Annotated in this window: 20 protein-coding genes and 1 pseudogene; 4 read left to right on the forward strand and 17 right to left on the reverse strand. The window is 46.9% G+C overall.

The genetic code is table 11. The features are described from left to right. Both LZP69_RS04200 and LZP69_RS04205 read right to left on the reverse strand, forming a co-directional pair. The coding region (locus LZP69_RS04200) for a transposase (protein ID WP_234199258.1) at window positions 1-160 on the reverse strand (160 nt) is incomplete at its 3' end. Between the two features lie 476 nt (window positions 161-636). After that, window positions 637-810: pseudogene (locus LZP69_RS04205) on the reverse strand (DUF4113 domain-containing protein); the annotation flags it as partial. A gap of 222 nt (window positions 811-1,032) precedes the next feature. On the opposite strand from LZP69_RS04205, the gene LZP69_RS04210 reads away from it, so the two are divergent. Further along, window positions 1,033-3,441, forward strand: a complete 2,409-nt coding sequence (locus tag LZP69_RS04210) for a Lon protease family protein (protein ID WP_234198949.1) — start codon at window positions 1,033-1,035, stop codon at window positions 3,439-3,441. Between the two features lie 74 nt (window positions 3,442-3,515). Here the strand turns inward: LZP69_RS04210 and LZP69_RS04215 are convergent, their stop codons facing one another. From LZP69_RS04215 to LZP69_RS04225, 3 genes are all read right to left on the reverse strand, one after another. After that, complete coding sequence (locus LZP69_RS04215; protein ID WP_234198950.1) at window positions 3,516-4,436, reverse strand: manganese-dependent inorganic pyrophosphatase; 921 nt, start codon at window positions 4,434-4,436, stop codon at window positions 3,516-3,518. Window positions 4,437-4,634: 198 nt separating this feature from the next. Then, window positions 4,635-7,214 carry a M1 family metallopeptidase gene (locus LZP69_RS04220; RefSeq protein WP_234198951.1) on the reverse strand — a complete coding sequence of 860 codons (2,580 nt, stop codon included), beginning with the start codon at window positions 7,212-7,214 and terminating at the stop codon, window positions 4,635-4,637. A gap of 145 nt (window positions 7,215-7,359) precedes the next feature. Next, window positions 7,360-7,956 carry a GNAT family N-acetyltransferase gene (locus tag LZP69_RS04225; RefSeq protein ID WP_234198952.1) on the reverse strand — a complete coding sequence of 199 codons (597 nt, stop codon included), beginning with the start codon at window positions 7,954-7,956 and terminating at the stop codon, window positions 7,360-7,362. Between the two features lie 328 nt (window positions 7,957-8,284). Between LZP69_RS04225 and LZP69_RS04230 the strand changes: the two genes are divergently transcribed. Further along, window positions 8,285-9,439 carry a serine hydrolase domain-containing protein gene (locus LZP69_RS04230; protein ID WP_326490247.1) on the forward strand — a complete coding sequence of 385 codons (1,155 nt, stop codon included), beginning with the start codon at window positions 8,285-8,287 and terminating at the stop codon, window positions 9,437-9,439. A 13-nt stretch (window positions 9,440-9,452) separates the two neighbouring features. Here LZP69_RS04230 and LZP69_RS04235 read toward each other — a convergent pair whose 3' ends face one another. From LZP69_RS04235 to LZP69_RS04245, 3 genes are all read right to left on the reverse strand, one after another. Further along, the gene (locus LZP69_RS04235) at window positions 9,453-10,214 is read right to left on the reverse strand and encodes a tRNA-uridine aminocarboxypropyltransferase (RefSeq protein ID WP_234198953.1); all 762 of its coding nucleotides are present in this window, start codon (window positions 10,212-10,214) and stop codon (window positions 9,453-9,455) included. A 164-nt stretch (window positions 10,215-10,378) separates the two neighbouring features. Beyond that, window positions 10,379-11,692, reverse strand: a complete 1,314-nt coding sequence (gene pssA, locus LZP69_RS04240; protein WP_234198954.1) for a CDP-diacylglycerol--serine O-phosphatidyltransferase — start codon at window positions 11,690-11,692, stop codon at window positions 10,379-10,381. 10 nt (window positions 11,693-11,702) lie between these two features. Beyond that, on the reverse strand, window positions 11,703-12,035 hold the full coding sequence (locus LZP69_RS04245; protein WP_234198955.1) for a DUF1904 family protein: 333 nt from the start codon (window positions 12,033-12,035) through the stop codon (window positions 11,703-11,705). A 180-nt stretch (window positions 12,036-12,215) separates the two neighbouring features. Between LZP69_RS04245 and LZP69_RS04250 the strand changes: the two genes are divergently transcribed. Together LZP69_RS04250 and dacB are read left to right on the forward strand one after the other, a co-directional pair. Further along, window positions 12,216-12,416 carry a hypothetical protein gene (locus tag LZP69_RS04250; RefSeq protein WP_234198956.1) on the forward strand — a complete coding sequence of 67 codons (201 nt, stop codon included), beginning with the start codon at window positions 12,216-12,218 and terminating at the stop codon, window positions 12,414-12,416. Window positions 12,417-12,523: 107 nt separating this feature from the next. Further along, complete coding sequence (dacB, locus tag LZP69_RS04255; RefSeq protein WP_234198957.1) at window positions 12,524-13,999, forward strand: D-alanyl-D-alanine carboxypeptidase/D-alanyl-D-alanine endopeptidase; 1,476 nt, start codon at window positions 12,524-12,526, stop codon at window positions 13,997-13,999. Window positions 14,000-14,084: 85 nt separating this feature from the next. Here dacB and LZP69_RS04260 read toward each other — a convergent pair whose 3' ends face one another. From LZP69_RS04260 to aroA, 9 genes are all read right to left on the reverse strand, one after another. Further along, the gene (locus LZP69_RS04260; RefSeq protein ID WP_234198958.1) at window positions 14,085-15,842 is read right to left on the reverse strand and encodes an acyl-CoA dehydrogenase; all 1,758 of its coding nucleotides are present in this window, start codon (window positions 15,840-15,842) and stop codon (window positions 14,085-14,087) included. A 159-nt stretch (window positions 15,843-16,001) separates the two neighbouring features. Next, window positions 16,002-16,544 carry a DUF2058 domain-containing protein gene (locus tag LZP69_RS04265; protein ID WP_234198959.1) on the reverse strand — a complete coding sequence of 181 codons (543 nt, stop codon included), beginning with the start codon at window positions 16,542-16,544 and terminating at the stop codon, window positions 16,002-16,004. Between the two features lie 67 nt (window positions 16,545-16,611). Then, window positions 16,612-17,307: an orotidine-5'-phosphate decarboxylase gene (gene pyrF / locus LZP69_RS04270; RefSeq protein WP_234198960.1), complete on the reverse strand. Its 696-nt coding sequence runs from the start codon at window positions 17,305-17,307 to the stop codon at window positions 16,612-16,614. Between the two features lie 27 nt (window positions 17,308-17,334). Beyond that, window positions 17,335-18,495, reverse strand: a complete 1,161-nt coding sequence (gene lapB, locus LZP69_RS04275) for a lipopolysaccharide assembly protein LapB (protein ID WP_234198961.1) — start codon at window positions 18,493-18,495, stop codon at window positions 17,335-17,337. Between the two features lies 1 nt (window position 18,496). After that, complete coding sequence (locus LZP69_RS04280; RefSeq protein WP_234198962.1) at window positions 18,497-18,817, reverse strand: LapA family protein; 321 nt, start codon at window positions 18,815-18,817, stop codon at window positions 18,497-18,499. A gap of 122 nt (window positions 18,818-18,939) precedes the next feature. Beyond that, on the reverse strand, window positions 18,940-19,227 hold the full coding sequence (gene ihfB / locus LZP69_RS04285) for an integration host factor subunit beta (RefSeq protein ID WP_234198963.1): 288 nt from the start codon (window positions 19,225-19,227) through the stop codon (window positions 18,940-18,942). Between the two features lie 75 nt (window positions 19,228-19,302). Beyond that, window positions 19,303-20,970, reverse strand: coding sequence for a 30S ribosomal protein S1 (gene rpsA / locus LZP69_RS04290; protein ID WP_234198964.1), 1,668 nt, complete (start codon window positions 20,968-20,970; stop codon window positions 19,303-19,305). Window positions 20,971-21,069: 99 nt separating this feature from the next. Then, window positions 21,070-21,762, reverse strand: a complete 693-nt coding sequence (gene cmk, locus LZP69_RS04295) for a (d)CMP kinase (RefSeq protein ID WP_234198965.1) — start codon at window positions 21,760-21,762, stop codon at window positions 21,070-21,072. 181 nt (window positions 21,763-21,943) lie between these two features. Next, entirely contained in the window at window positions 21,944-23,224 is a 1,281-nt protein-coding gene (aroA, locus tag LZP69_RS04300) for a 3-phosphoshikimate 1-carboxyvinyltransferase (RefSeq protein WP_234198966.1), read from the reverse strand. Window positions 23,225-23,302 lie beyond the last annotated feature (78 nt).

The raw sequence follows: 23,302 nt of genomic DNA on the forward strand, positions 1-23,302 counted from the left end.
CTTGCTGCTCCTGTCGAAGCTGGTTTACCCATTTACGCATGGCTGAATTACTGACGCCCATCGCGCTTGCAGCCTCAGCTATGCTGTATCCCTGTTTCGTTACCAGCTGCGCAGCTTCTAATTTGAAATCTGCACTGAATGTCGGTCTTGTGTTCTTCATTTCTACCACCTTTTTTCTGGAAGTGAGTCTATCACTTCGTCTATTCAGGTGGCCAAATTCACTATGCCACTACAACGGCCAGATTCATCATTTCTCGTTAGTTATTAGCCATTAGTTATCAGCAGACAATAAAGCAAACAAGCAGCGACGCGTTAAAGTGGCATATATCAACAGGTTGGAAGTCAGACTCCTTTCTCTGATACTTTAAAGTATATGTGCGCACAATGTATATTATGTTAAATTATAACAAATTGATTATTAAATAGTTATTCTAGATTATTGCCGTTATTGTACTATACTTACGCTCTATTTACTCAGATGTTATGGTGACATCATGGTCTCATTACACCTTTCGATATGTCTTAAACTGAAAAACTGGCCGCTAGTTTTTCTAGTTTTAGCGATTGCAAGTGAAGGCTTAGTTCTATTGAGCTGGGGATTGATTGGTGGATGATTTTAACCCTTATCAAATATTGCTAGCATTTGATCTTAGGAATAGCACTCCATTGCGTCGTATATTGTGGCGTGAGCAAGTCCCGTCGCATTGCCCACTTTTGCTCGATGCCTTGCGCGGCTAAAAATAAGGTATCACGACCATAACGTGCATTGATGCCATCAAGCGCAGCCATTAACTGTGGTTTGGCTTTTGATTAAACAAATCCAATTAATGATGACCTTCCTGCCTTCAACTAAGGCTTAAAAGCCAAACTCGGCCCTAGGCTCAGTAAATCGGTATTCAATGTTTAGAATTGTATGTGTACATTTTATAGACAAACAAACCGAGAAATGCTGTTAACAAACAATTAACTACTGAAATTTAAAAATCTCATGCCTACACTGGGAAAAATCATTGTCATCCGAGGTTATTCCCAATGCCCTTTGCTCCTCTTTCCAGTGACAAGTTGTACCGTCCATCGACTCTCAGTGGACTCGATAAAGCCATTAAATCCACTAAACACCTGACGCCGCTAACAGAAATTGTCGGGCAAGATCGTGCTCAGCAAGCTGTTGAGTTTGCTATGTCTATGAAAGATAAAGGCTACAACATCTACGCTATTGGCCGTAATGGCCTTGGCAAGCGTACTATGGTGATGCGCTATTTAGATCGTTATGATCCTAATGGACATCATCCTTTGTTTGATTGGTGTTATGTGGTTAATTTTGATGATGCCCGGACACCAAAAGTATTGAAATTACCCCAAGGCAAAGGACAGGCCTTTAAAAAAGATATTGAGCAGCTCATGCAGCGCCTGGTAAAAGCGTTGCCGTTAGCCTTTGATAATGAGATCTATTACACACGTGCCGAGAAGCTCAAATCTCAACTGGCGAGTAAGCAGGAAGCCGCCCTCACCCAGCTGACTAAAGAAGCGGCCGCTAAGAATATCAGCTTAAGTATCACTCCCCAGGGCAGCTATGAACTGGTGGCGATGAATGGTGAAACACCCCACACAGATGAGTCATTCAGGCAGCTGAGCCAACAGGAACAGCAAGAACTTGAGCAGCAGATTGGCCAATTGGAATCCAAGCTGCGGGAAGTGGTGCGTAAATTTACTGTCTGGGAAGAGAAATATTTAGACAAGCAGCAGAAGCAAGATGAGCAAGTGGCTCAGGAGGTGCTTATCCACCTAATTGAGCCATTAAAGCAGGATTACAGCGATTTTTCTGAAGTAAAAGCGCATCTTAATGCGATGCACAAAGACATTACCGAAAATTTAGATATCTTCTTAGAGCAAAACGAAGAGCAGATCGCCCTCTCCTATGCTTCGCTCGAGAAGAAGATGCCAAGACGTTATCAGGTCAATGTGCTGGTTAATCACGGCGAGCAGACCATGCCCATAGTGATTGAAGAGAGCCCTAATTATCACAATATTTTTGGTTACATAGAAAACGCCACCTTTAAAGGCACCATTTTTTCAGATTTCTCACTCATTCGCGCCGGCAGCTTACATAAGGCCAACGGCGGCGTGTTGATGATAGATGCAATAAAAGTGTTGGAACAGCCTTATGTATGGGACGGACTCAAGCGTGCTCTGCGTTCACGAAAATTAAGTTTAAGTTCACTTGAGCGTGAGGTGACCCTGTCGGGCACGATTTCACTGGATCCCGAAGCCATTCCGCTGGATGTGAAGATCATTCTCTTCGGAGATTATCAGACCTATCAATTACTGCAGCATTACGATCCTGAGTTTAAAGAGCTGTTTAGGGTGACGGCAGATTTTGAGGATGAGATGCCAAGAAGCGATGAGTCAGAGGCGCTCTACGCTCAGTTTATCTCGAGTATTGTTCACGATAACAAGATGTTACATTGCGATCGCAGTGCGATTCAGCGGATTATCGAATTCAGTGCCCGTCAGGCAGATGCACAAAATAAACTCTCCTTACACTCAGCCGATATCGCCAATCTGCTGCGCGAGTCCAATTATGTGGCCAGAAGCAGTAATGCCAGGCTGATCCGCGCAAGCCATGTGGAACAGGCGCTGCATAATCATACCTTAAGGGTTTGCCGCTTAAGGGATCATGTAATGCAGAGCTTTATCAACGGCACCACCTTGATTGACACTCAAGATGCTGTGATTGGGCAGATAAACGCCCTGTCAGTTGTCGCGACCTCAGATCACCAGTTTGGCGCGCCTAATCGTATTACGGCAACTACCGCATTTGGTGATGGTCAGGTATTTGATATTGAGAGAAAAGTGGAGCTTGGGGGCAGTATCCACTCAAAAGGAGTGATGATTTTATCTGCTTATCTTGCCACTGTGTTTGGTCAGACAGATAAGATCCCCCTCTCCACTCACCTCACCTTCGAGCAAAATTATGCCGGCGTCGATGGTGATAGCGCGTCGATGGCAGAGCTTTGCGCAATCGTCTCAGCCTTTGCTCAATTACCGCTGAGGCAAGATATTGCGATCACAGGCTCAATGAACCAGTTCGGTCAGGCACAGCCCATTGGCGGCGTGAACGAGAAGATTGAGGGTTTCTTCGATGTGTGTGTGATTAAAGGACGTCACGACAACCAAGGAGTGATCATTCCCAAATCCAATATGCAAAACCTGATGTTGAGAGCCGATATCGTGGATGCGGTGAAACAAGGCACTTTCTCTATCTGGGCTATCGATCATGTTACTCAGGCGATTGAACTCTTAACGGGAAAACCTGCCGGTAAACGGGATTTTGAGTTTGAGCCCTACGATCCTGTCACCGTTTTTGGCATTGCGGAGAAACGCTTAACTAAACTCAAGGATTACATTAAGCAGCAGAAACAAGAGTCTAAGTTATTGTAAAATTCTGCAAAGATGAAAAAGCCACCCTGAGGTGGCTTTTCTTTTAACGGCTTTTAACGGCTTTTTGAAACACCTTAAGCAAATACCGCCTGCAGCGCTGGCACAACTTGTTTCTTACGGCTAAGGACACCGTCTAACCAGACGCGGCCATTTTGTGAGGCTTTGCCATAGGCTTTGGTGGTCAGGTTCTTGTCATCAGAGATCACCAGCAGCTCAGAGCCCTCTTTCATGATGTCGGTTAACAGTAATAGCACGCTGTGGCGATTGCCTTCCGCTTTGAGTGCGGCGATATCGGCTTCAAGATCCGCTTTGATCCCATCGAATACGGCAAGATCGATCACTTCCAACTGACCGATACCGATAAGGTTGCCATTCATGTTGAAATCTTTGTAGTCACGCATCACAAGATCCCTTGCTGGCGTGCCTTCAACAGCAGATTTCACCTTGAACATCTCCATGCCAAGGGCCTTGTAATCTTCGATTCCGGCAATTTCAGCCAGGGCTTCGACACACTTGATGTCGGCTGTGGTGCAAGTAGGTGATTTGAAGATCACTGTGTCGCTTAAGATGGCGCATAACATGATGCCGGCGATATCTTTAGGGATCTCCACATTATGAAAATCGTACATCATCTTGATCACTGTGTTGCTGCAACCGACCGGGCGGATCCAGCATTCCAGAGGCGTAGAAGTTGTTAAGTCACCTAATTTGTGGTGATCCACTATGCCTACGATTGTCGCCTGAGCGATATCATCGGGCGCCTGAGTCAGCTCAGAGTGATCGACAATATAGACCTGCTCACCGGCATAACTCTCTTTATAGAGGGGCGCCTCAAAACCGAAACGGTCGAGAATAAATTGAGTCTCGGGAGATGGTTCACCTAAACGCGCCGCTACAGCCTCTTCACCGATCTGGTTTTTAAGATAAGCAAGTGCGATGGCGCCACAAATAGAATCAGAATCAGGGACCTTGTGTCCGACAACATAGATAGGCATAGTTAATTCTCACAATAAATTTCGCCGCATTTTAGCAAACTAGCGCCGAATTTACATAGCTTAAATCGATCAATTAATTAGACATTAGCTTAAATAGCGCTTTTTTGCAGACAAAGAAAAGCCCGCGATGGCGGGCTGAGGCAGAGCTCTTACAGAGTTCTTAGACAGAACGCTTGAAACAGAGCGCTTGAGATTACGTTACTGCTTTTGCAAGAAAGCGTCGACGCTAGCCTGTTCGTGCTGCTTTAACTGCACGCAATTATTCACCTGTTCTTCGACCTTGGCCAGGGTTCTGCCATAACCAGGCACCTGCTCCACTTTCGGCGTAAAGAATGCCTTAGCACGTTCCAGTGGCGCAAGCTTACAGCCCGATCCCAGATAATACGGAATGTTGGGCAGCGCAAAGGGTGGTAGTTTATGAGTGAGTGCATCGTAATGGGCATAGGCCCAATCGCGGAACGCCTCGGCGCGGGTATCCAGATACGCTTGTCCCGCAAACAGATAACGCAGATCTGGTGCTAGAATATGCTCGCCTAGGCTGTAATCCAGTACCGCTGACTGTAGCTGACCTGCGGGGGCATAGCCCATGGCATTAAGCAGACGGGTGCGCTTTTGCGGATCTTTGGTGGTTTCAAAGCTTTTCTGCACTCGATTGAGAAATGCCATGTCACCATTGAAGAGAGCGATATCCAGGTAAGTACCAATAAGGTAGTTATCCGCTTCTCCCTGCTCTTTAAGATAGGCAAGACTCTGCTGCTTGGCGGTCTCGATTATGGTTTTATCTTTGCCTTCAAAACCGAGTAGCGTAATTAGCATAGGACGCAGTTTACTGATCTGCGGATCTTCCCCTGCTTGAGTCGTGCGGCCATAGCGATCTAGCGCCAGTTTGGCTCTGGCTGTAATAAATTTAGCCCAGAGTTCACTATTGCTGTCGTCCACGAAAGTCTGCTTCTGAGATTGCAGATAACCTAGTGCATCGGCCACTATCTGTGGGTGCGGATCGTCAATAAACTTACCGAGCGTGTTTAATAACTCCCCTGCACTCATGTAGCCTGCATCGAGCAAAGCATCGGCGGCCGAGATCAGCGCCTTACGCTCTCTTGGAGACAGTTTAGTCTGCGCATTATCCACCAAGACTTGCATCTGTTTCCCATCGAGCAGCCAGCGGTAATAGCCCATGCCTTTGCCGTCTGGGAATACCCAGTCAGGGGCAAAGGGTAAGGTGTAAGTTTGACTTTCCTTATCCAGCAGCAAGGTCAGTTCCTGGGTTTTGTCGCCTGCGCCAATTTTAATGGATACTGGGACTGTCCAGGTTTGCGCCGGTGCCTGTGTGCCTGCGGTGACAAATCGCTGCTGAGATAAGGTCAGCTTATCGCCGCTTATTTTTGCGCTAATTAGCGGATAAGAGGATTGCTCAATAAAAGTTTTCAGCACCTTAGCCACATCTTTACCTGAGGCTTTGCCCAGTGCATTCCAAAGATCATCGGCCGTGGTGTTCTGGTAGGCATGATCTTTAATATAGTTACGGATCCCTGTTCTGAAGGCCTCTTCACCAATCCAGTTTTCTACCATAGAGAGCACGGCCTCGCCTTTGCTGTAGGCCAAACCTAAACCGTCCATGATATCCGCTTCTGTCTTGATTGGCTTGCGAATCGGTTTAGTCGAGACGCGGGCATCAAGTGTCATCACGTTGTTTTTGGATAATCTGAGATCGTACTGAAACTCAGGATGCACCTGATGGGTTATCTTGCTTGCCATCCAACTGGCAAAAGCTTCGTTTAGCCAGAGATCGTTCCACCACTCCATGGTCACTAAGTTGCCATACCACTGATGGGCAAGTTCATGGCCGATGATCGCCACGTTGCGCTGTTTAGCATTGAGCGTGGCCTCATTCTCGTTAAGCAAGATGATATCTTCACGGTAAGTAACCAGTCCGGCATTCTCCATGGCGCCGAAAGGAAACTCAGGTACGGCGACAGTGTCGAGTTTAGGATAGGGATAATCCACCCCGAAATAGCTTTCAAGCGCAGATAAGATACCGGGGATCTGCTCGGCGGCATATTTTGCCATCTCTATCTTGCCTTTTGTGGTGATCACCCTGCCCGGCACTTTCATTCCTTTGACTTCTATCTCCTCGAACTGACCGACGGCAAACGCCACAAGGTATGAGGAGATGGGCTTGGTCTGAGCAAAAGTATGGGTTGTCATGCCATCCTGGGTTTGCGTCTCGATAACAGGCGTATTGCTGTAAACCTTTTCACTGCTTGGCGCCGTAATGGTTACCTGAAATGGGATCTTATACTTTGGCTCGTCAAATACAGGAAATGCGCGGCGGGCATCGCTCATCTCAAACTGGGTAAAGAGATAAGGCTGGCCCGCGTCCACTGTTTTGTAAAGGCCGACAGACTGACGGTTATAGGGCGCGGTAAAATCCAGCGAGAGCTGATATTTTCCAGGCTCTATGCTATGGCCACAGTGCAGCTTTACTATGCCGGTCTCCAGCATCTTTGCCGTCATATCGCATTGACCAGCGCCACTGAGCTTGATATTACTTGCGCTGTAAGCGACACCGTTTAGTTCCAGCTCCTGTGTCTTTTCAAGCACATTGAGCGTGATGTTAGTTGAGCCGGAGAAAGTGTCGAGTGCGGGATTTAAGTTAAGGGTGACGGCCTGTGAAACAGGTTTTGCCACGCCGCTTAATACAAACTCATTTGCTGCTGTGAGTGGGCTGCTCAGGAGTGTTGCCGTCGCCAGACCAAGAGAGACTATACGGTACATTGAATTCCCTTTTTATATTAATAAGTTGAATGAATGCTTAGCCACAAGGCAACTTAGCTTCAGTCATTTTAGTGCCAGATTTAGTGCCTGAGTTTGGCAAGATAACAAACATAGGCATAACCAAGCTAGATGACGACACATCTGCTTACGAATTCTTCTCATTATCTATAACGCTCATCTGGTAATACACCACTTCAACCTCTCCGTTTGGTGTGGCGTACCCGTCAGTTTTAACGTACTTCATGCCCAGTTTTTTCATGATACCGATAGAGGCTGTATTGGCTTCATCGGCGACGGCTGATAGATAATTCACAGAGGCTTGTTTGGCTATGGCATCACTTATCGCCATGGCTGCCTCGGTTCCATATCCTTTGCCCCAGCTACTCTGCTTAAAACGCCAGCCGAGTTCGATATCATCAAATTTGGGTGCATCACTGAAAAAATCCATGGGCCTGACTAAGATCCAGCCAATAAAATGGAGATCGCTGCTCGAATAGGCATCACCGTTATCTTGTGGAGTTGCCCTTAGCGTCGATACCTTCCACAGGCCCCAGCCTGTCTCTCGATTGGTGTAGGCGGCAAGTCTTGGCAACATCAGAGTTTCAATCTCATGCAGGGTTGAGGGCTTGCCGCCATTGATAAAGCGCATGACTTGTGGGTCTTGATCTAATTCAAACAATAAGGCGGCATCGTCATGGGTCATCATCTGATAACTGAGACGGGCACTATTGGCGATTTTCATCCTGATTCCTTTTTTGATTATCCACAGTAAATGGCGAGTCTGCGATAATGACCTTTGTATTTGTTAAACTTTGTATTTGTAAAATAAGTTATCACTTGATCCTGTTATCGCCTAGTCCTGGGTGCCAATTCACCTTATTAGTGTGGATGAGTCAGTTCAATAAATAAGCAAGCATGAATCAACAACATAGTTTCTATCCTTAAAGGGTTACATCCACCTTAGCCTTGGTTATTATGCTTGACGCCGCAGGCCCATCTTGCATGACGCTGATTGGCTTTATCGAGTAAATAATAAGAATACCGTATCGATACGGACATTAGGTTATTGGATGATGTATAAGTTTGTTTTCTGTGTACTGCTGTTTTCATTGAGTGCAATCAATTCCCTTCATGCTTCGCCCTATCAATCTGTTGTCGATAATTTTAAACATGAGTTTGAGCAGAAACTGGCTAAAAGCAAGGTACCGGGAGGTGCCTTAGTGGTTGTGGATGGCGATAGAATCATAGGGCTTAACACCTATGGTAAACGCCGCAAAGGCGGAAGCGAGAAGATAGATAAAGACACAGTGTTTCGCTTAGCCTCAGTGTCGAAAACTTTCGCCGGCGCCTTGGCCAGTATGCTAGTACATGAGCATAAACTCAGCTGGCAGCAACCAATAAATACCTATATCCCTACTTTTTCATTGCAGGATTTGCAGGCCAGTCAGTCGATCACCCTAGGTCATATCGTGGGACAAAGCACAGGACTCATGCCCAACAGCTATGATAATTTGATCAATGCCAATGTGAAATTTGACAAGATCCTGCCTAAGTTTACTGAGCTTAGCCCCATCTGTAATCCAGGCGTCTGCTATAGCTACCAGAATGTGGCCTTTTCTTTTATCGAACAGGCCATCGAGCAGCAAAGTGGTCACAGTTATGCCGAATTACTCAACCAAAGGATCTTCGCGCCGCTTGAGATGAACACGGCATCCATAGGCTTTGATGCTTTTAATCAGTTGGACAATCGCGCTGAGCCACACGTTAAGACCCGTTTGGGATTCAGAAAAGTCACAGTGCGGGATAACTATTATCAGCTTGCCCCTGCCGCAGGTGTCAATGCCAGTATCAGCGACTTGGCTAAATGGTTAATGGCCAATATGGGGCAATTTCCAGCTGTCATCCCCAAGACTATCATTGAAGATATTACGACGCCTGGCGTGCGAACCACCAAAGAACTGCGTCGTCGTGAATGGCGCAGTTACCTCGATGATGCACATTATGGTAAAGGTTGGCGGATCTACGAATTTGAGGGGGAAGCGTTAATCTATCATGCAGGCTGGGTTTCCGGTTATGTCGCTGAGATTGCCTACTCGCCTAAATTAAAATTAGGTATGGCGATGTTGCTTAACGGTGAGTCTCGCGTCATTGCCGAACTGGGCGCCGAGTTTTGGCACAGGGTGTTTAATCAGCATAAACAAAATCAACAGCTGAAACAGAGTTAATCTGTTTTACCCTCTAACTTTTAATACTGGCCAGAAATGCTTCTTGCAGCTGGATAAGTGCCGTTTTATCGCGGGTGCTTTTACGACTGCGACTGAAAAACGAGGATTCGATAAATAGCGAAAACCACAGATTCAGGCTGTAGGCATTATCAACCTCTCCTGCCGTGGCCAACGCCAGCGCCGCAACCTCTGCCGTACCCAGCTGAAACTCCCGTTTACCCTTTCGCAGACCATAACGCGCCGCCGTTTCCGGAGTGAAAGAGAGAATGGGCAGATGGTGCAGATACGGACTCTTATTAAACATCTTTACCGCCTCACGCCAGCAGCCATCGAGCAGAATAAACAGTGGCCGTTTCTGCTGTGATAACTCATCAGCTTGATGAGTTAACTCAATTGAACTGAGCACACTTTGCCCCGCTCTTGCATATTCACCGGGAAATACCAGATAGGGTTGGTATTTGGGATTGCCAAGCAGTTGCAGCAGCGGTCGACTCACATAATTACGCGACCAGATATAGGCATGGGTATCCGGGATAAGGTCGGCGATCAAACGGCCGGAGTTACTGGGTTTGAGCACCTCATCGTCATACATGATAAGTAAAAAGCTGACATTAGAATTAAGCTGACGAACAGAACTGCAGGTACAAAACGTCTTAGCGAGCAGACAGGCATCACAGCGCACCAGGTTTTTGCCTCTGGCATTATAGGGGCGTGTCGAGATCGCTTTACGATATTGATAACGCAGATGGACTGCATGGGGCTGATGGGTCTTCAATGAGATCTTGCCTGTTAATCGAGTTAAATAAATAGCTATCCAGTGCTTATACGAAAACAAGGGACACGCATGAGTAGAACGTATCCCTTGTTCAATTTGTCGTAAACGAGCGCGGACGCTAATACTGAGTCCTTGCTGTTAGATATTAGCAGCTTCGCCGTTTCTTATAAGATCCTGCGTAGCAGCAGATCAGCCCTGAGCCGACGGATCCTTTTCATGATCTTTTTAACAGGATCCGGGTAATCTTTCAGGGTTTCAATCTGCTTATAATGTTCGAGGCGGCTGGTATGCTGCAATATATGGGCTTGCTCGGCTGCAAACTGGCTCTCCCATACGCCCTCTTCATCTTGCAACAGTAGACCATTTTCAAGATCCAATGCCCAGGCTCTGGGGTTTAAATTTGAGCCTGTGATCAGATGATAGCGTTTATCGGCGCTGATCCCTTTAAGGTGATAGCTGTTGCGATCATGCTTCCACAGGTGAATATTAAGCAAGCCTTTATTGATAGCCCACTGCTGCCGCCGGGCAAATTTACGTAGAGACTGCTCATAAAGATAGGGCAAGGCCCCTATGGTAGAAAAATCCTGATCTTCTGGAATAAAGAAATCGTTTGATGTTTTATCACCCACCACGATATCGAGGCGTTTCCCCTGTTTAAGGTGCTTAGAAAGCGCTCTAGACAGGATATAGGGTGGATTGAAATATGGAGTACAGATAAACAGTGACAGTGTCGATTGATTGACAAGATCCATCACCAGATTATTCAGCTGATTGCGCTTACGGCCAAGGCCGACAACCGGGGTGATCCTGTTGCCATCGAAACAGGCTTTAAATTGGTAGCTGGCTGAGCTCAGGCGGTTTTTCAATGTACGAACATCGGCTTTATCGGGCAGGACTTCACTATCGGCATTTTGGGTCAGTGAGGTGACTGCCTTATCGCTTTCGATATGATCCTGGATCATCTGCCTCATAGAAGATGCCAGTTCCTTTGACGTGATCATATGATAGCGATCGAAACGGTACTTATCGCCCTGCTGCAGGTAGATATTGTTTAAACTGGCACCACTGTATATGACAGTGTCGTCGAAAATAAAACCTTTAAGGTGCAAAACGCCCATAAACTCGCGGGATTTCACCGGCACCCCAAGCATTTTGATTGGATGGGCTGCCTTGTGATTAAACTCGCGGTACATGAAGTAGTTGCCACTGTCACCTTTATGCCCTATCAGGCCTCTGCGAGCGCGGTGAAAATCCACCAGTACAGTGACATCCAGCAGGGGATTTTTTTCCTTAGCAGCCATTAATGCCGTTAGGATTTCACGTCCCGCTTCATCATCTTCCAGATAAAGGGCGGCAATGGTGATCGCAGATTTTGCCTGTGCGATCTGCTTTAACAGTTCGGCTTTCAGAGCCGTAGGCGTCAATAACCACTGAATATCATCGGGTTGTAACGCTATTCCACCTAGCTTCTTCAGCAAGGTCTCCTCCTTAAAAATGGTGTCCATCACGGTAATAGCAACTGGGCTCTAATGCCATGAAGATGACAGCGATATGCCGAGCCTGCGAGTGTACTGTCAGTATCGACTCGCGGATAGCTTGCTCTACATCATGATGCGTTTCAGGCGTTTTAGGAAACCAGAGTACTTCGACTTGCACAAAGTGTTGATCTACCTCTTGGTGGCGATAGCTGACACTGGGTATCCAGTCGAGGGTAAAACTATCACTGTTTGAGTGACAGATATTCGCTAACTTTTCCAGCAGCGACCCGCTCATTATTTTGACCGCCTCTTGGGGTAAGCCGCGCATGCGAATATGTGGCATAATGTTTCCTGCCTTATATTAAGGTGATAGAAATTACCCATTTACGCCACCAGGGGCAAGGTTTTTCTCACAAATTGAGATAAGCGCAAATAAAATAGCAATTTCTTTGGCAAAATAGTCCTGTTGGGCAGCAATTTTTACAATCGACAAAGCCCTATTTTCATTAAAAAGTGAGAAAGAATGAAGCTAAAGATCATTATGACACTTATGTTCACCCTTGTTTTAGCCTGGGTTATTTTTCACTATAAGGCTGAGCTGGGGATTTTTATCTTACCCCTCTTTATTTTGTTGGTGGTTTTTGTCACCCTCAGGTTGTACCGATTGATGGGCTATCGATTAATGGACGATCGGTTAAAGGAAAATGATAACTCTCAGAAGTGAATTGTCAGGCCAGACAAGGTAAGTGATAGTTGCTTTCCATTACTGTTGATAAGTCTTTGTCTATCAATCATTCCGCTAAACAAGAATACTGAGAACGGGAATCGCGTGTGAGTAAAGCTGCTTTTATATTCAAGCTGAGTCTTGGGTTGAGTCTTGGGCTTAGTCTGCTGTTTGGCATTCAAAACTTCGCCCAAGGTGCATCGAGCCAGTATCTGGATAATTTAATGTCCGTCATTAAACCGACTCACTCACAAGTCGGGGTGACAGTCACAGATCTTAGCGCCAATGCTCAGGTGTTTACCTATAATGCCGATACCCTGTTCATCCCGGCCAGTACGCAAAAATTATTAACCGCAGTCGCTGCCACAGCCCATCTGCCAGCCAGTTTTCGCTATCAGACTGCGCTCTATTCTAATGGTGTGATTGATGGGGACACCTTTTTAGGCGATCTTTATCTGCAATTTTCCGGTGACCCAACGCTGAGCAGCGATAATATTCGCGAGCTGTTTAAACAGCTCGCCGATAAAGGGGTGCACAGGGTTAATGGCAATCTCTACCTAGTGGGCGAGCTTAATGAGCAGCAGCAAGCGCCCGGCTGGGTATGGGACGATTTAGGGATCTGCTACGCCGCCCCCGTGTCCAGTTTCGTTATCGACCAGAATTGTCTGCAAGGTGAACTAAAACCTAGAGGGGGTGGCAGTGTGCTTAGTTTTCCAAGTTATCTGCCCGTTAGCCTGACTACTCAGGCGCATTTCGATGCTAGGGCTCAGGACCCATTTTGCCAGCTGCAGCTACGAAGGGGGCCAGATAACCAATTTACAATCACCGGCTGTTACTCGGGTACAAACCCTGTCCCTCTCTCAATCGCCCTGTCAGATCCTGCTTTGTATGCCAAGGCCTGGGTGCCGCAACTGGCGCTGTCTGGGAAAATACAGATCAATGGCAAAGTGCAGATCATTGAGGAGAGTCAGATCAATGTGAATAGCCAAATAGTGGCGCTACATGAATCTGTCTCTTTACCTAAGCTGCTGACAAAGATGCTTGAAGACTCAAATAACCTTATAGCCGACAGCCTATTTAAGGCCATAGGCGGCAGCGTTTATCACACTCGTGGAGACTTTATCAATGGTGCCCAGGCGATGATAAAGCTACTGAAAGAGGAAGGTGTCGATCTCAGTCATGCACAGATAGTCGATGGTTCGGGTCTGTCACGATATAACCTGTTATCAGCCAATCAGCTTGCACAGGTTTTGGCACTCATCGCTAGGGATTCACGTTTCTCAGGGCTTAGGGATATGTTACCCATAGCCGGCGAGACAGGCACATTACGCAATAAGTCCCATTACCACAGCGGCGTACTCAAGGAACGAGTCATAGCTAAAACAGGCTCAATGCAGGGAGTGGATAATCTGGCGGGCTTCTTAACGATAGATACACGCAGAAGCTTACTGTTTGTGATTTTGGAAAATGGTCAGAGCCCAAAGGCAAAAGCATCTCAGCTTGCTCCCTTCAGCGCCCTGTTTTTGCAGTCTGTATTGGATCAAGCTGGCAGTGAGCCAACTCTGGCTATCGGCGCACAATGATGACTCATTGAAACGATGAACGTAAAAAGTGACATAATAAAGGGCATAACAATGGGCGCATCAGCACCCATTTTTTATGTTCATTCTAAAAGTCACTTTCCTGCATGGCCATTACCACAGCATCCCCTGCCCTGATCTGGGCTAGATGATAATCCACTTTGGGCATCAACTTTGCCATATAAAAATCGGCCAGTAACATTTTAATGCGCGAAAAATTGGGTTCCATCGCATCACCCGCACGCTCGGCCATGAGTAAGCTGAAATACCCATAAGTTAAATGGCCAAAGGCATCGAGAAAATCCACCGCACAACTATTAATTAATGCAGGCTGAGTCAGTTTGTTTTCATTTATCGTTAAAGCCGCCTGCAAAAGTTTGTCACAGTAGGAGTCTAACTGCTGGCGATGGGCCTTCGAGACATGCACAAATTCCGCTGAATCGGTTTTAATCTCATTGATAAATTCAGTTAAGGTTCTGAGATTATCCCCTGTGGTTTTACGTCCAAGAAAATCGATGGCTTGAATACCGTTGGTGCCTTCATAGATCTGGGCAATGCGGGTATCACGCACTAGCTGCTCTATGCCTGTTTCACGAATATAGCCGTGGCCACCGAACACCTGCTGGGCCATAATAGTGGTATCCAGGCCACGGTCGCTTAAAAAGGCTTTGGCTACAGGGGTTAACAGACCGACATAACGGCTGGCTTTCTCTTTTACGTCACCCTCGGCGTATTTCGCCAAGTCCAGCTGCTTGCCTGTGAACACAGATAATGCGCGCCCAGCTTCTGTGTAACTGCGGATAGTCAGCAGCATACGCCTTACATCACCGTGAACGATAATGGGATCGCAATCGGCGCCGTTTGCCGAGCCGCCTGCGGCAATTCCCTGCAAACGCTCTTTGGCATATTCTGATGCCATCTGATAAGCGGCCTGTGAGGAACCTAAACCTTGGATCCCGATCGCCAGACGCTCATAATTCATCATGGTAAACATACAGACCAAGCCACGATTGAGCTTGCCTATCAGATAGCCCTGCGCACTATCATAATTCATCACGCAAGTGGCAGAGCCTTTCAGCCCCATCTTATGTTCGATAGAACCGACACTGACCCCATTGTGTTCCCCTAAAGTGCCATCGTCAGCCACTTTGATTTTGGGTACGAGAAAGAGTGAGATGCCGTTAGAATCAGGTAGTTTGGCCAAGACCAGATGAATGACGTTTTCGGTTAAGTCGTGATCGCCGCCGGTAATGAAAATTTTACTGCCAGTGATTAAGTAGCTGCCATCATCTTGAGGCAGGGCTTTGGTGCGAATATTACGCAGATCTGAGCCTGCCTGAGGCTCTGTCATATCCATGGCGCCTGCCCATTGTCCGCTATAAAGGGAGGGCAAAAACTTCGCCTTAAGCTCATCACTGCCATGGGCGTTAATGCATAAGGCAGCGCCGGCTGTCAGTGACCCATAAAGAGTAAAGGCGTTACAGGCGCTGTAGGCCATCTCATCGACCAAGACCCCGAGCATCTTGGGCATGCCCATGCCGCCAAACTCAGGATCGCCGCACAAACCAACCCAGCCGCCCTCGGCAAACTGCTGGTAGACCTCTTTATAGCCATCGGGCGTGATCACCCTATCATCTTGATGACAGACACCTTGCTCATCGCCACTGCGGTTTATAGGATGGATCAGCTCCCTGGCGATTTTATCGGCTTCATCCATAATGGCGCTGGCCGTATCTATATCCACATGTTCCGCAAATGCGGGCAGTGCAGCCCAGGTCGCAGACGCATCAAACACCTTTTCAAGTAAGAAGTTCATGTCAGTTAACGGCGCATGATATGGATTCATTTCAAGACCCTTAAACAAATAATTAAAACGGTTGTTTCAATTTATACTAACTCAAGTATGGAATAAAGTGCTTTATTGATCTTTGTGGCCTAGCGCATAGTAGAAAATAAAAAGCCCCGTCGAAACGGGGCTCAGAATTTTATAGGGGTAAGATAGCGATCACCACATCAAATCATCTGGGATCACATAGTCTGCGTATGGATCATCCTCTTCCGCCTGAGGGGCTTGTTCATTCTGTTGCCACAGATAACCGCACCATTGAGGCACCAGAAGATTCACCCGCTCTGCTAATTTATGGGGAACAAGATAACTCTTCTCTTCATGACGGACTATGCCTAATTGGCCATTGAGTAACTGATTTTGCAGTTTCTCATCGACATACACTGAGTAGATTTTATTGGCCAAGGTATAGTTGAATTTAATTTCTGCCTCTTTGGGCTGAGCAATGGCCGTGCGAGTGAACTCTGTTATTAATCCCCTCACCTGGCCTTTCTCAGATGCCTCGGCAAAACGCTGCTCATTTAAGGCCTTGTCTTTCGCAATTTGCGCCTGGCGTTTAGATTCGATCTCCTGCTTAAGCGCAACTGAACCATCATCAACCTTTGCCTTGCGATCGCGGCGCTTCTGGGTTTTGGTGTCACGCACCTTCTGCTTACTGACTAAACCCGCCTTTAGTAGCTGCTCTTGAAATGGATTGGCCATCTTTAACTCTCTTAGATACTTCTTTAAATCACGCTATTTTAAATGACTTGCCTGACTGTTTTAGTGTTTATGCAATGGATGCATGAATTGCCCTTAATGCAGCCAGTGGATCACTTGCCTTAGTAATTGGTCGGCCAATTACTAAGTAATCGGAACCTGCGGCTAATGCTTGCGGCGGTGTCATCACTCTGTGCTGATCACCTTTATCGGCGCCTACAGGACGAATACCGGGTGTACACAACTTAAAATTTTGGCCAAATTCGGCTTTTAACATGCTCGCTTCCTGGGCTGAGCAGACTATGCCATCGAGTCCCGCCTGCTGGGTTAATCGGGCTAAACGCTTTACATGATCAGCCGCTGGCACATTGATACCTAATAATTTTAGATCCTCATCGCTCATTGAGGTCAAAACAGTCACCGCGATCAATAGCGGCGCGTCAGTACCGTAACCAGCCAGGGCTTGCTTTGCCGCCTGCATCATGGCGAGTCCCCCGCTGGCATGGACATTGGTCATCCAGACCCCGAGCTCTGCAGCTGCGCTAACGGCTTTTGCCACAGTATTGGGGATATCGTGAAATTTAAGATCGAGAAACAGGTCGAAATCACGTTGATGTATCGCCTTTACCAACTCGGGGCCAAACAGCGTAAACATCTCTTTGCCTATTTTTAAGCGGCACATATTGGGGTCGAGTTGATCGATTAGTCGCAGTGCATCATCTTTATTATCGTAATCGAGGGCGACTATGATCGGCTTGGTACTCATCTGATTCTCCTGATCGGTAACATTTACTTATTCTCCGTCTAACCCACGGATCCGCTTAATGCTGCCCCAGCTTTTACAGGAGGGACAGTGCCAATAGAGGGTGTGGGACGGAAAACCACACTCGAGGCAGCGGTAACTGGGTCTGAATTTTATCTGCTGCTCAACCAGTTCAGAGAGCATATTCAGGCTCTTCTTCGCCTGACCATCTTCTGCCTGTTGCAGCTGCATCTTCATCAGATGCTGAAAACTTTTCATGGTGGGATGTCGATAGAGGCCGTCCAATATCAGCTTTTCGGCATCAAATAACTCACCTTGCTCTATCATGTGCTGAGCAAGGGTGATGGCAACACTGGCGCCGGCTCCTTTTAGCAAGGCTTCGTGTAACAGCTCTCGATAGGCTTGTTTGTCCTGTTCGCCGTCATAGGCTTCTTTAGCGATAGCTAAGGCTTCAGGAAACAGCTCGATATCGGCTGTTTTTAAACGGTACAGTATCTCTTTACAACTCTGTTTGTCCTGCTGATTCAAGTAGAGCTTCGATAACTGTAACAGCGCCCTGCCACAGTTATTGTCTTGCTTTAACGCCAGATTCAGGTTTTTGATTTTTGCTGTAATATCTTGCTGCTCATCGGCCAGCTCACAATAAAGGTGTGAGCTGAGCAGTTTAAGTGACTGCTGACGTTTGCGTTTTAAGCTCTTAATAATATTGATCGCTTTTTGCCACTCTTTAGTGACTTGATAGATGGCAATCAATTGATCTTCAGCTTCTTCACTGTGATCTTCCTGTTGAACCAAATTCAGGAAAATCTCTTCGGCGCGATCATAAAAGCCTGCCGCAAGATAGTCTTTCCCCAGCTCCATCATGGCGATATCACGTTGTTCTGTTGTTAAAGTGGGACGGGCTATCAAATTTTGGTGAATACGAATTGAACGGTCCACTTCCCCACGCTTACGAAACAGTGAGCCTAAAGAAAGATGTGTGTCTATGGTGTCATCGTCGACATCCAGCATGGAGATAAACAGATCAACCGCTTTATCGGATTCATTAGAGAGAAGGAAGTTAAGCCCGGTAAAATAATCACGGCTAAGCTGTTTACGCTTACGATTCTGCTTATATCGAATACTACGACGCCCCATATACCAGCCATAGCCAGCGGCGATAGGGAGTAACAGAAACAGTATCTCTAACATACTAAGCGTTCAATTCCTTGGCCTGAGGCGCTATAGCAGTAGAGCTATTGGAGGACACTTCTGGGGGCTGCTTCGCTTCAAGCTGTTCAATTTTTTTAGTTGCTTGGCGCAACTGGAGCTTGATTTTGACTATATGGTAGATGGCGAATAGCCAACTCACTAAAAAACCGGCAAGAAATACCACGCCGAGCACCACAGGCAATCGGTACTCTCCCTGAGCAACAAAATAACTGATCGTCACCAACTGTTCGTTACGTGCCCCAAATAATAGGGCCAGCACGAAACACGAAGCGACAATAACCGTCGCAATAAATGACTTCACGTAACACTCCATAAAAGCGTGATGGTGAATTGATTATCTAAGAATTTTAACGAACTAGCTAGCGATACCGAGAATTTAGACATAAAAAAACCTCCCAAAGGAGGCTTTTAAAACAATGTCATTTACGAGTTGATAGCATCAACGCGCTCACGCAGTTCTTTGCCAGGCTTAAAGTGCGGAACATATTTGCCATCCAGCTCAACTGAGGTACCAGTCTTTGGATTACGGCCCACACGCGGCGCACGATAATGAAGTGAGAAGCTCCCAAAACCGCGGATCTCGATACGATCACCGCTTTCCAATGTTGTTGCCATCTGCTCCAACATCTCTTTGATTGCGTTTTCTACTTCTTTTGCCGACAGCTGCGACTGCCTAGTGGCAAGTTTTTCGATCAGTTCGGATTTAGTCATCCTTTACCCTCTATAATCAAGCCAAACACAGTCACCTAACGGGGATGAAATTATCATCCCCGCACTTCAGGCGATTTACTTACGAGCTGCTTTGAACGCTTCTGCCATGGCATTGCTCATAGCAACGTCTTCTTGCTTGTTCAGGTTAGCCATCGCTTCTTTCTCGTCAGCTTCGTCTTTCGCTTTGATAGACAGGCTGATAGAACGGTTCTTGCGATCAACACCCATGAACTTAGCTTCAACAGCGTCACCTACTGAGTATACAGTAGACGCGTCTTCGATGCGCTCACGAGAAATATCAGAAACACGTAGATAACCTTCTACAGTTTCAGCTAGTTCGATAGTCACACCTTTCGCATCAACAGCAACAACTGTACCGTTTACGATAGCACCTTTCTTCTTATCTGCAAGATAAGCATTGAATGGGTCATCTTCAGTTTGCTTAACGCCTAAGCTGATACGCTCACGCTCTGGGTCAACTGACAGTACAACTGCGCTGATTTCGTCGCCTTTCTTGTACTCAGATACAGCTTCTTCGCCAGTACCGTTCCAAGAGATGTCAGACAGGTGAACCAGACCGTCGATACCGCCGTCAAGACCGATGAAGATACCGAAGTCAGTGATTGACTTGATCTTACCAGTAACTTTGTCGCCTTTAGCGAAACGCTCTGCGAAATCATCCCATGGGTTAGTCTTACATTGCTTCAGACCTAGAGAGATACGACGACGCTCTTCATCGATGTCTAATACTAGAACTTCAACTTCATCACCTAAGTTAACAACTTTAGATGGGTGGATGTTCTTGTTAGTCCAATCCATTTCAGAAACGTGTACCAGACCTTCAACGCCTTCTTCGATTTCAACGAAACAGCCGTAGTCAGTCAGGTTAGTTACGCGACCCGTTAACTTAGTGTTTTCTGGGTAGCGCTTGCTGATTTCTAACCATGGATCTTCGCCAAGTTGCTTAAGACCTAGTGATACGCGAGTACGCTCACGATCGTACTTAAGTACTTTAACGTTGATTTCGTCACCAACGTTGACGATTTCAGATGGGTGCTTAACGCGCTTCCACGCCATATCAGTGATATGTAGCAGGCCGTCAACGCCACCTAGGTCAACGAATGCACCGTAGTCAGTCAGGTTCTTAACGATACCCTTAACAGCTTGACCTTCTTGTAGGTTTTCAAGAAGTGCATCACGCTCTGCGCTGCTTTCTGATTCGATAACAGCACGACGAGAAACAACAACGTTGTTGCGCTTCTGGTCTAGCTTGATAACTTTGAATTCTAATTCTTTGTTTTCTAAGTGAGCGGTGTCGCGAACTGGGCGCACGTCAACTAGAGAACCAGGTAGGAATGCACGGATACCGTTTAATTCAACAGTGAAACCGCCTTTAACCTTACCATTGATGATACCGATTACAGTTTCAGCATCTTCGTACGCTTTTTCTAGAACGATCCACGCTTCGTGACGCTTCGCTTTCTCACGAGAAAGCTGAGTTTCACCGAAACCGTCTTCAACAGAGTCTAGGGCTACGTCAACTTCGTCACCTACAGCGATCTCTAAAACGCCTTGTGCGTTTTTGAATTGGTCAGCTGGGATTGGGCTTTCAGACTTAAGGCCAGCGTCAACCAGTACCATACCGTTCTGGATTGATACTACAGTACCACGAACGATAGAACCTGGACGGAACTCAAGTTGTTGAAGGGATTGTTCAAATAGATCAGCAAAAGATTCAGTCATGTTTAATTTACTTTAAGTAATAAACCATCGTTCATCCTGAACGTGGAGTCAGATTAATCATTTGTCCCATCCGTGTGACAAATAGTAAAACGTCAGCCCTTACAGGCTAACGTCAGGTAATTTTTGCTTGATGTGCGCGAGTGCGAGCTCGACAACCTCATCAATGGCTATTGTCGTCGTATCGATAACAAGAGCATCCTCAGCTGGAATCAAAGGCGCAACGGGGCGATTCATATCGCGCTCATCACGTTCGATGACTTCGGCCAAAAGACGGTCGATATTAACATCGAAGCCTTTGTCCTGCAACTGATTATAGCGCCTTTGGGCGCGTTCTTCAGCCGAAGCGGTTAAATAAAGTTTCGCCTGTGTATGGGGGAAAACAACGGTTCCCATATCACGACCGTCGGCAATTAACCCAGGCATCTCGGCGAAAGCACGTTGGCGACGCAGCAAGGCTTCGCGCACACTGGGAAATGCAGCGACTTTTGATGCAGCATTGGAGCATTCCTGAGTGCGTATCGAATGGGAAACATCCTCCCCCTCTAATACGACCTTAATGCCATTGGCTTTTGTGGTGATAAACTGCACATCTAGGTGCGCGGCGAGTAGAGCCAGAGAGGCTTCATTATCGAGTTCGACATTATGATGAATTGCTGCGAGGGCAAGCACGCGATAAATGGCACCGCTGTCGAGCAGCTTCCAACCTAATCGAGTTGCAAGGATTTGACTTACCGTTCCTTTTCCCGCACCGCTAGGACCGTCAATTGTGACGATAGGAGCCCGTTGTGACATATTTTTCTCCAAATTTAATCTGCTTCCCTAAAAACCGAAACATCACCCATATGAAAAGTGCGCGCGCATTATACATGAAAAGCGCACTAAAGGCGGTAAAAACTTAGCCCGTCGGTGAGATGTTTTGATTTAAGCGATGGAAAATGAGACCCGATCACAAGTCTCACTTTTCTGTGAAGTGCTATACCGCCAATCCGGTAAAGGCATCGAAATAACCAGGGAAGGTTTTAGAGGTGCACTCAGGGTCGTTAATGGTGATCCCGCAGTCTGCAAATGCCATCATAGAGAAACACATGGCCATGCGGTGGTCATTATAGGTATCGATATTTGCGCTATTGAGCACAGTAGGTGGCGTGACGCTAATGTAATCGAGCCCTTCATCGACCAGCGCCCCCACTTTTCTTAGCTCTGTGGCCATTGCGGCTAGGCGATCTGTCTCTTTGATACGCCAGTTATAGATATTGCGTATGCGCGTGGTCCCTTTGGCAAACAGGGCCGTTGTCGCAATGGTCATGGCTGCATCAGGAATATGGTTAAGATCGAGATCGACCCCATTAAGTTCACCTGCGCGGGCAATAATGTAGTCATCGCCCCACTCTATCTCGGCGCCCATCTGCTCGAGCACATTGGCAAACTTCACATCCCCTTGAATACTTTTAAGGCCAACGCCTGTGACCTTGACTTCGCCGCCTCTAATTGCCCCAGCGGCTAAAAAGTAGGAGGCAGATGACGCATCCCCTTCAACCAGCACTGTGCCAGGCGAGCGGTAAGTTTGTCCCGCTTCAACTTCGAAACTCTGATAGTCATGATTAATCACTTTGACACCAAACTGCGCCATCAGCGCGATGGTGATATCGATATAGGGCTTAGAAACCAGTTCGCCCTTGATCACTATATTCACATGACTTTTCGCCAGCGGAGCTACCATCAAGAGCGCAGTCAAGAATTGACTGGAGAGATCCCCTGCAATTTCAACATCACCGCCATTAAGGCCAGTGGCATTGATGGTAAGCGGTGGAAAGCCCTCGTTCTTGAGATATTGAATGTCGGCACCGAGAATCCGCAGCGCATCGACAAGATCGCCGATGGGACGCTCTTCCATGCGCGGCTCACCGGTCAGGGTAAATTGGCCGCGACCTAAGGTAAGTGCGGCACAGAGCGGCCGCATAGCGGTACCTGCGTTACCTAAAAACAGGCTTTGGGCCTGGTCACTGCTTAGTACACCACCTATGCCATCGAGTTCACACACTGTTTTGTCGTCTGATAACCGGTAATTGACTCCTAACTGCTTTAGTGATTTGAGCATATATCGAATATCATCGGAGTCGAGCAGATTGGTTAATCGAGTGGTTCCTGAGGCCAGGGTCGCTAACAGCAAGGCACGATTAGAGATGCTTTTTGAGCCGGGGATATTGATAGTACCTTGCACTTTTTTGATGGGGTCGAGTCGTAGCTGCTTCATTAATCACTTCTTCTATCAATGCCTAGGTTGTAGTATCCAGGCGGGGTTAACGAGTTTTACCATCACGACAAAATGGTG

Origin of the sequence: Shewanella sp. AS1, from assembly GCF_021412565.1 — a bacterium.
Taxonomy (GTDB): domain Bacteria; phylum Pseudomonadota; class Gammaproteobacteria; order Enterobacterales; family Shewanellaceae; genus Shewanella.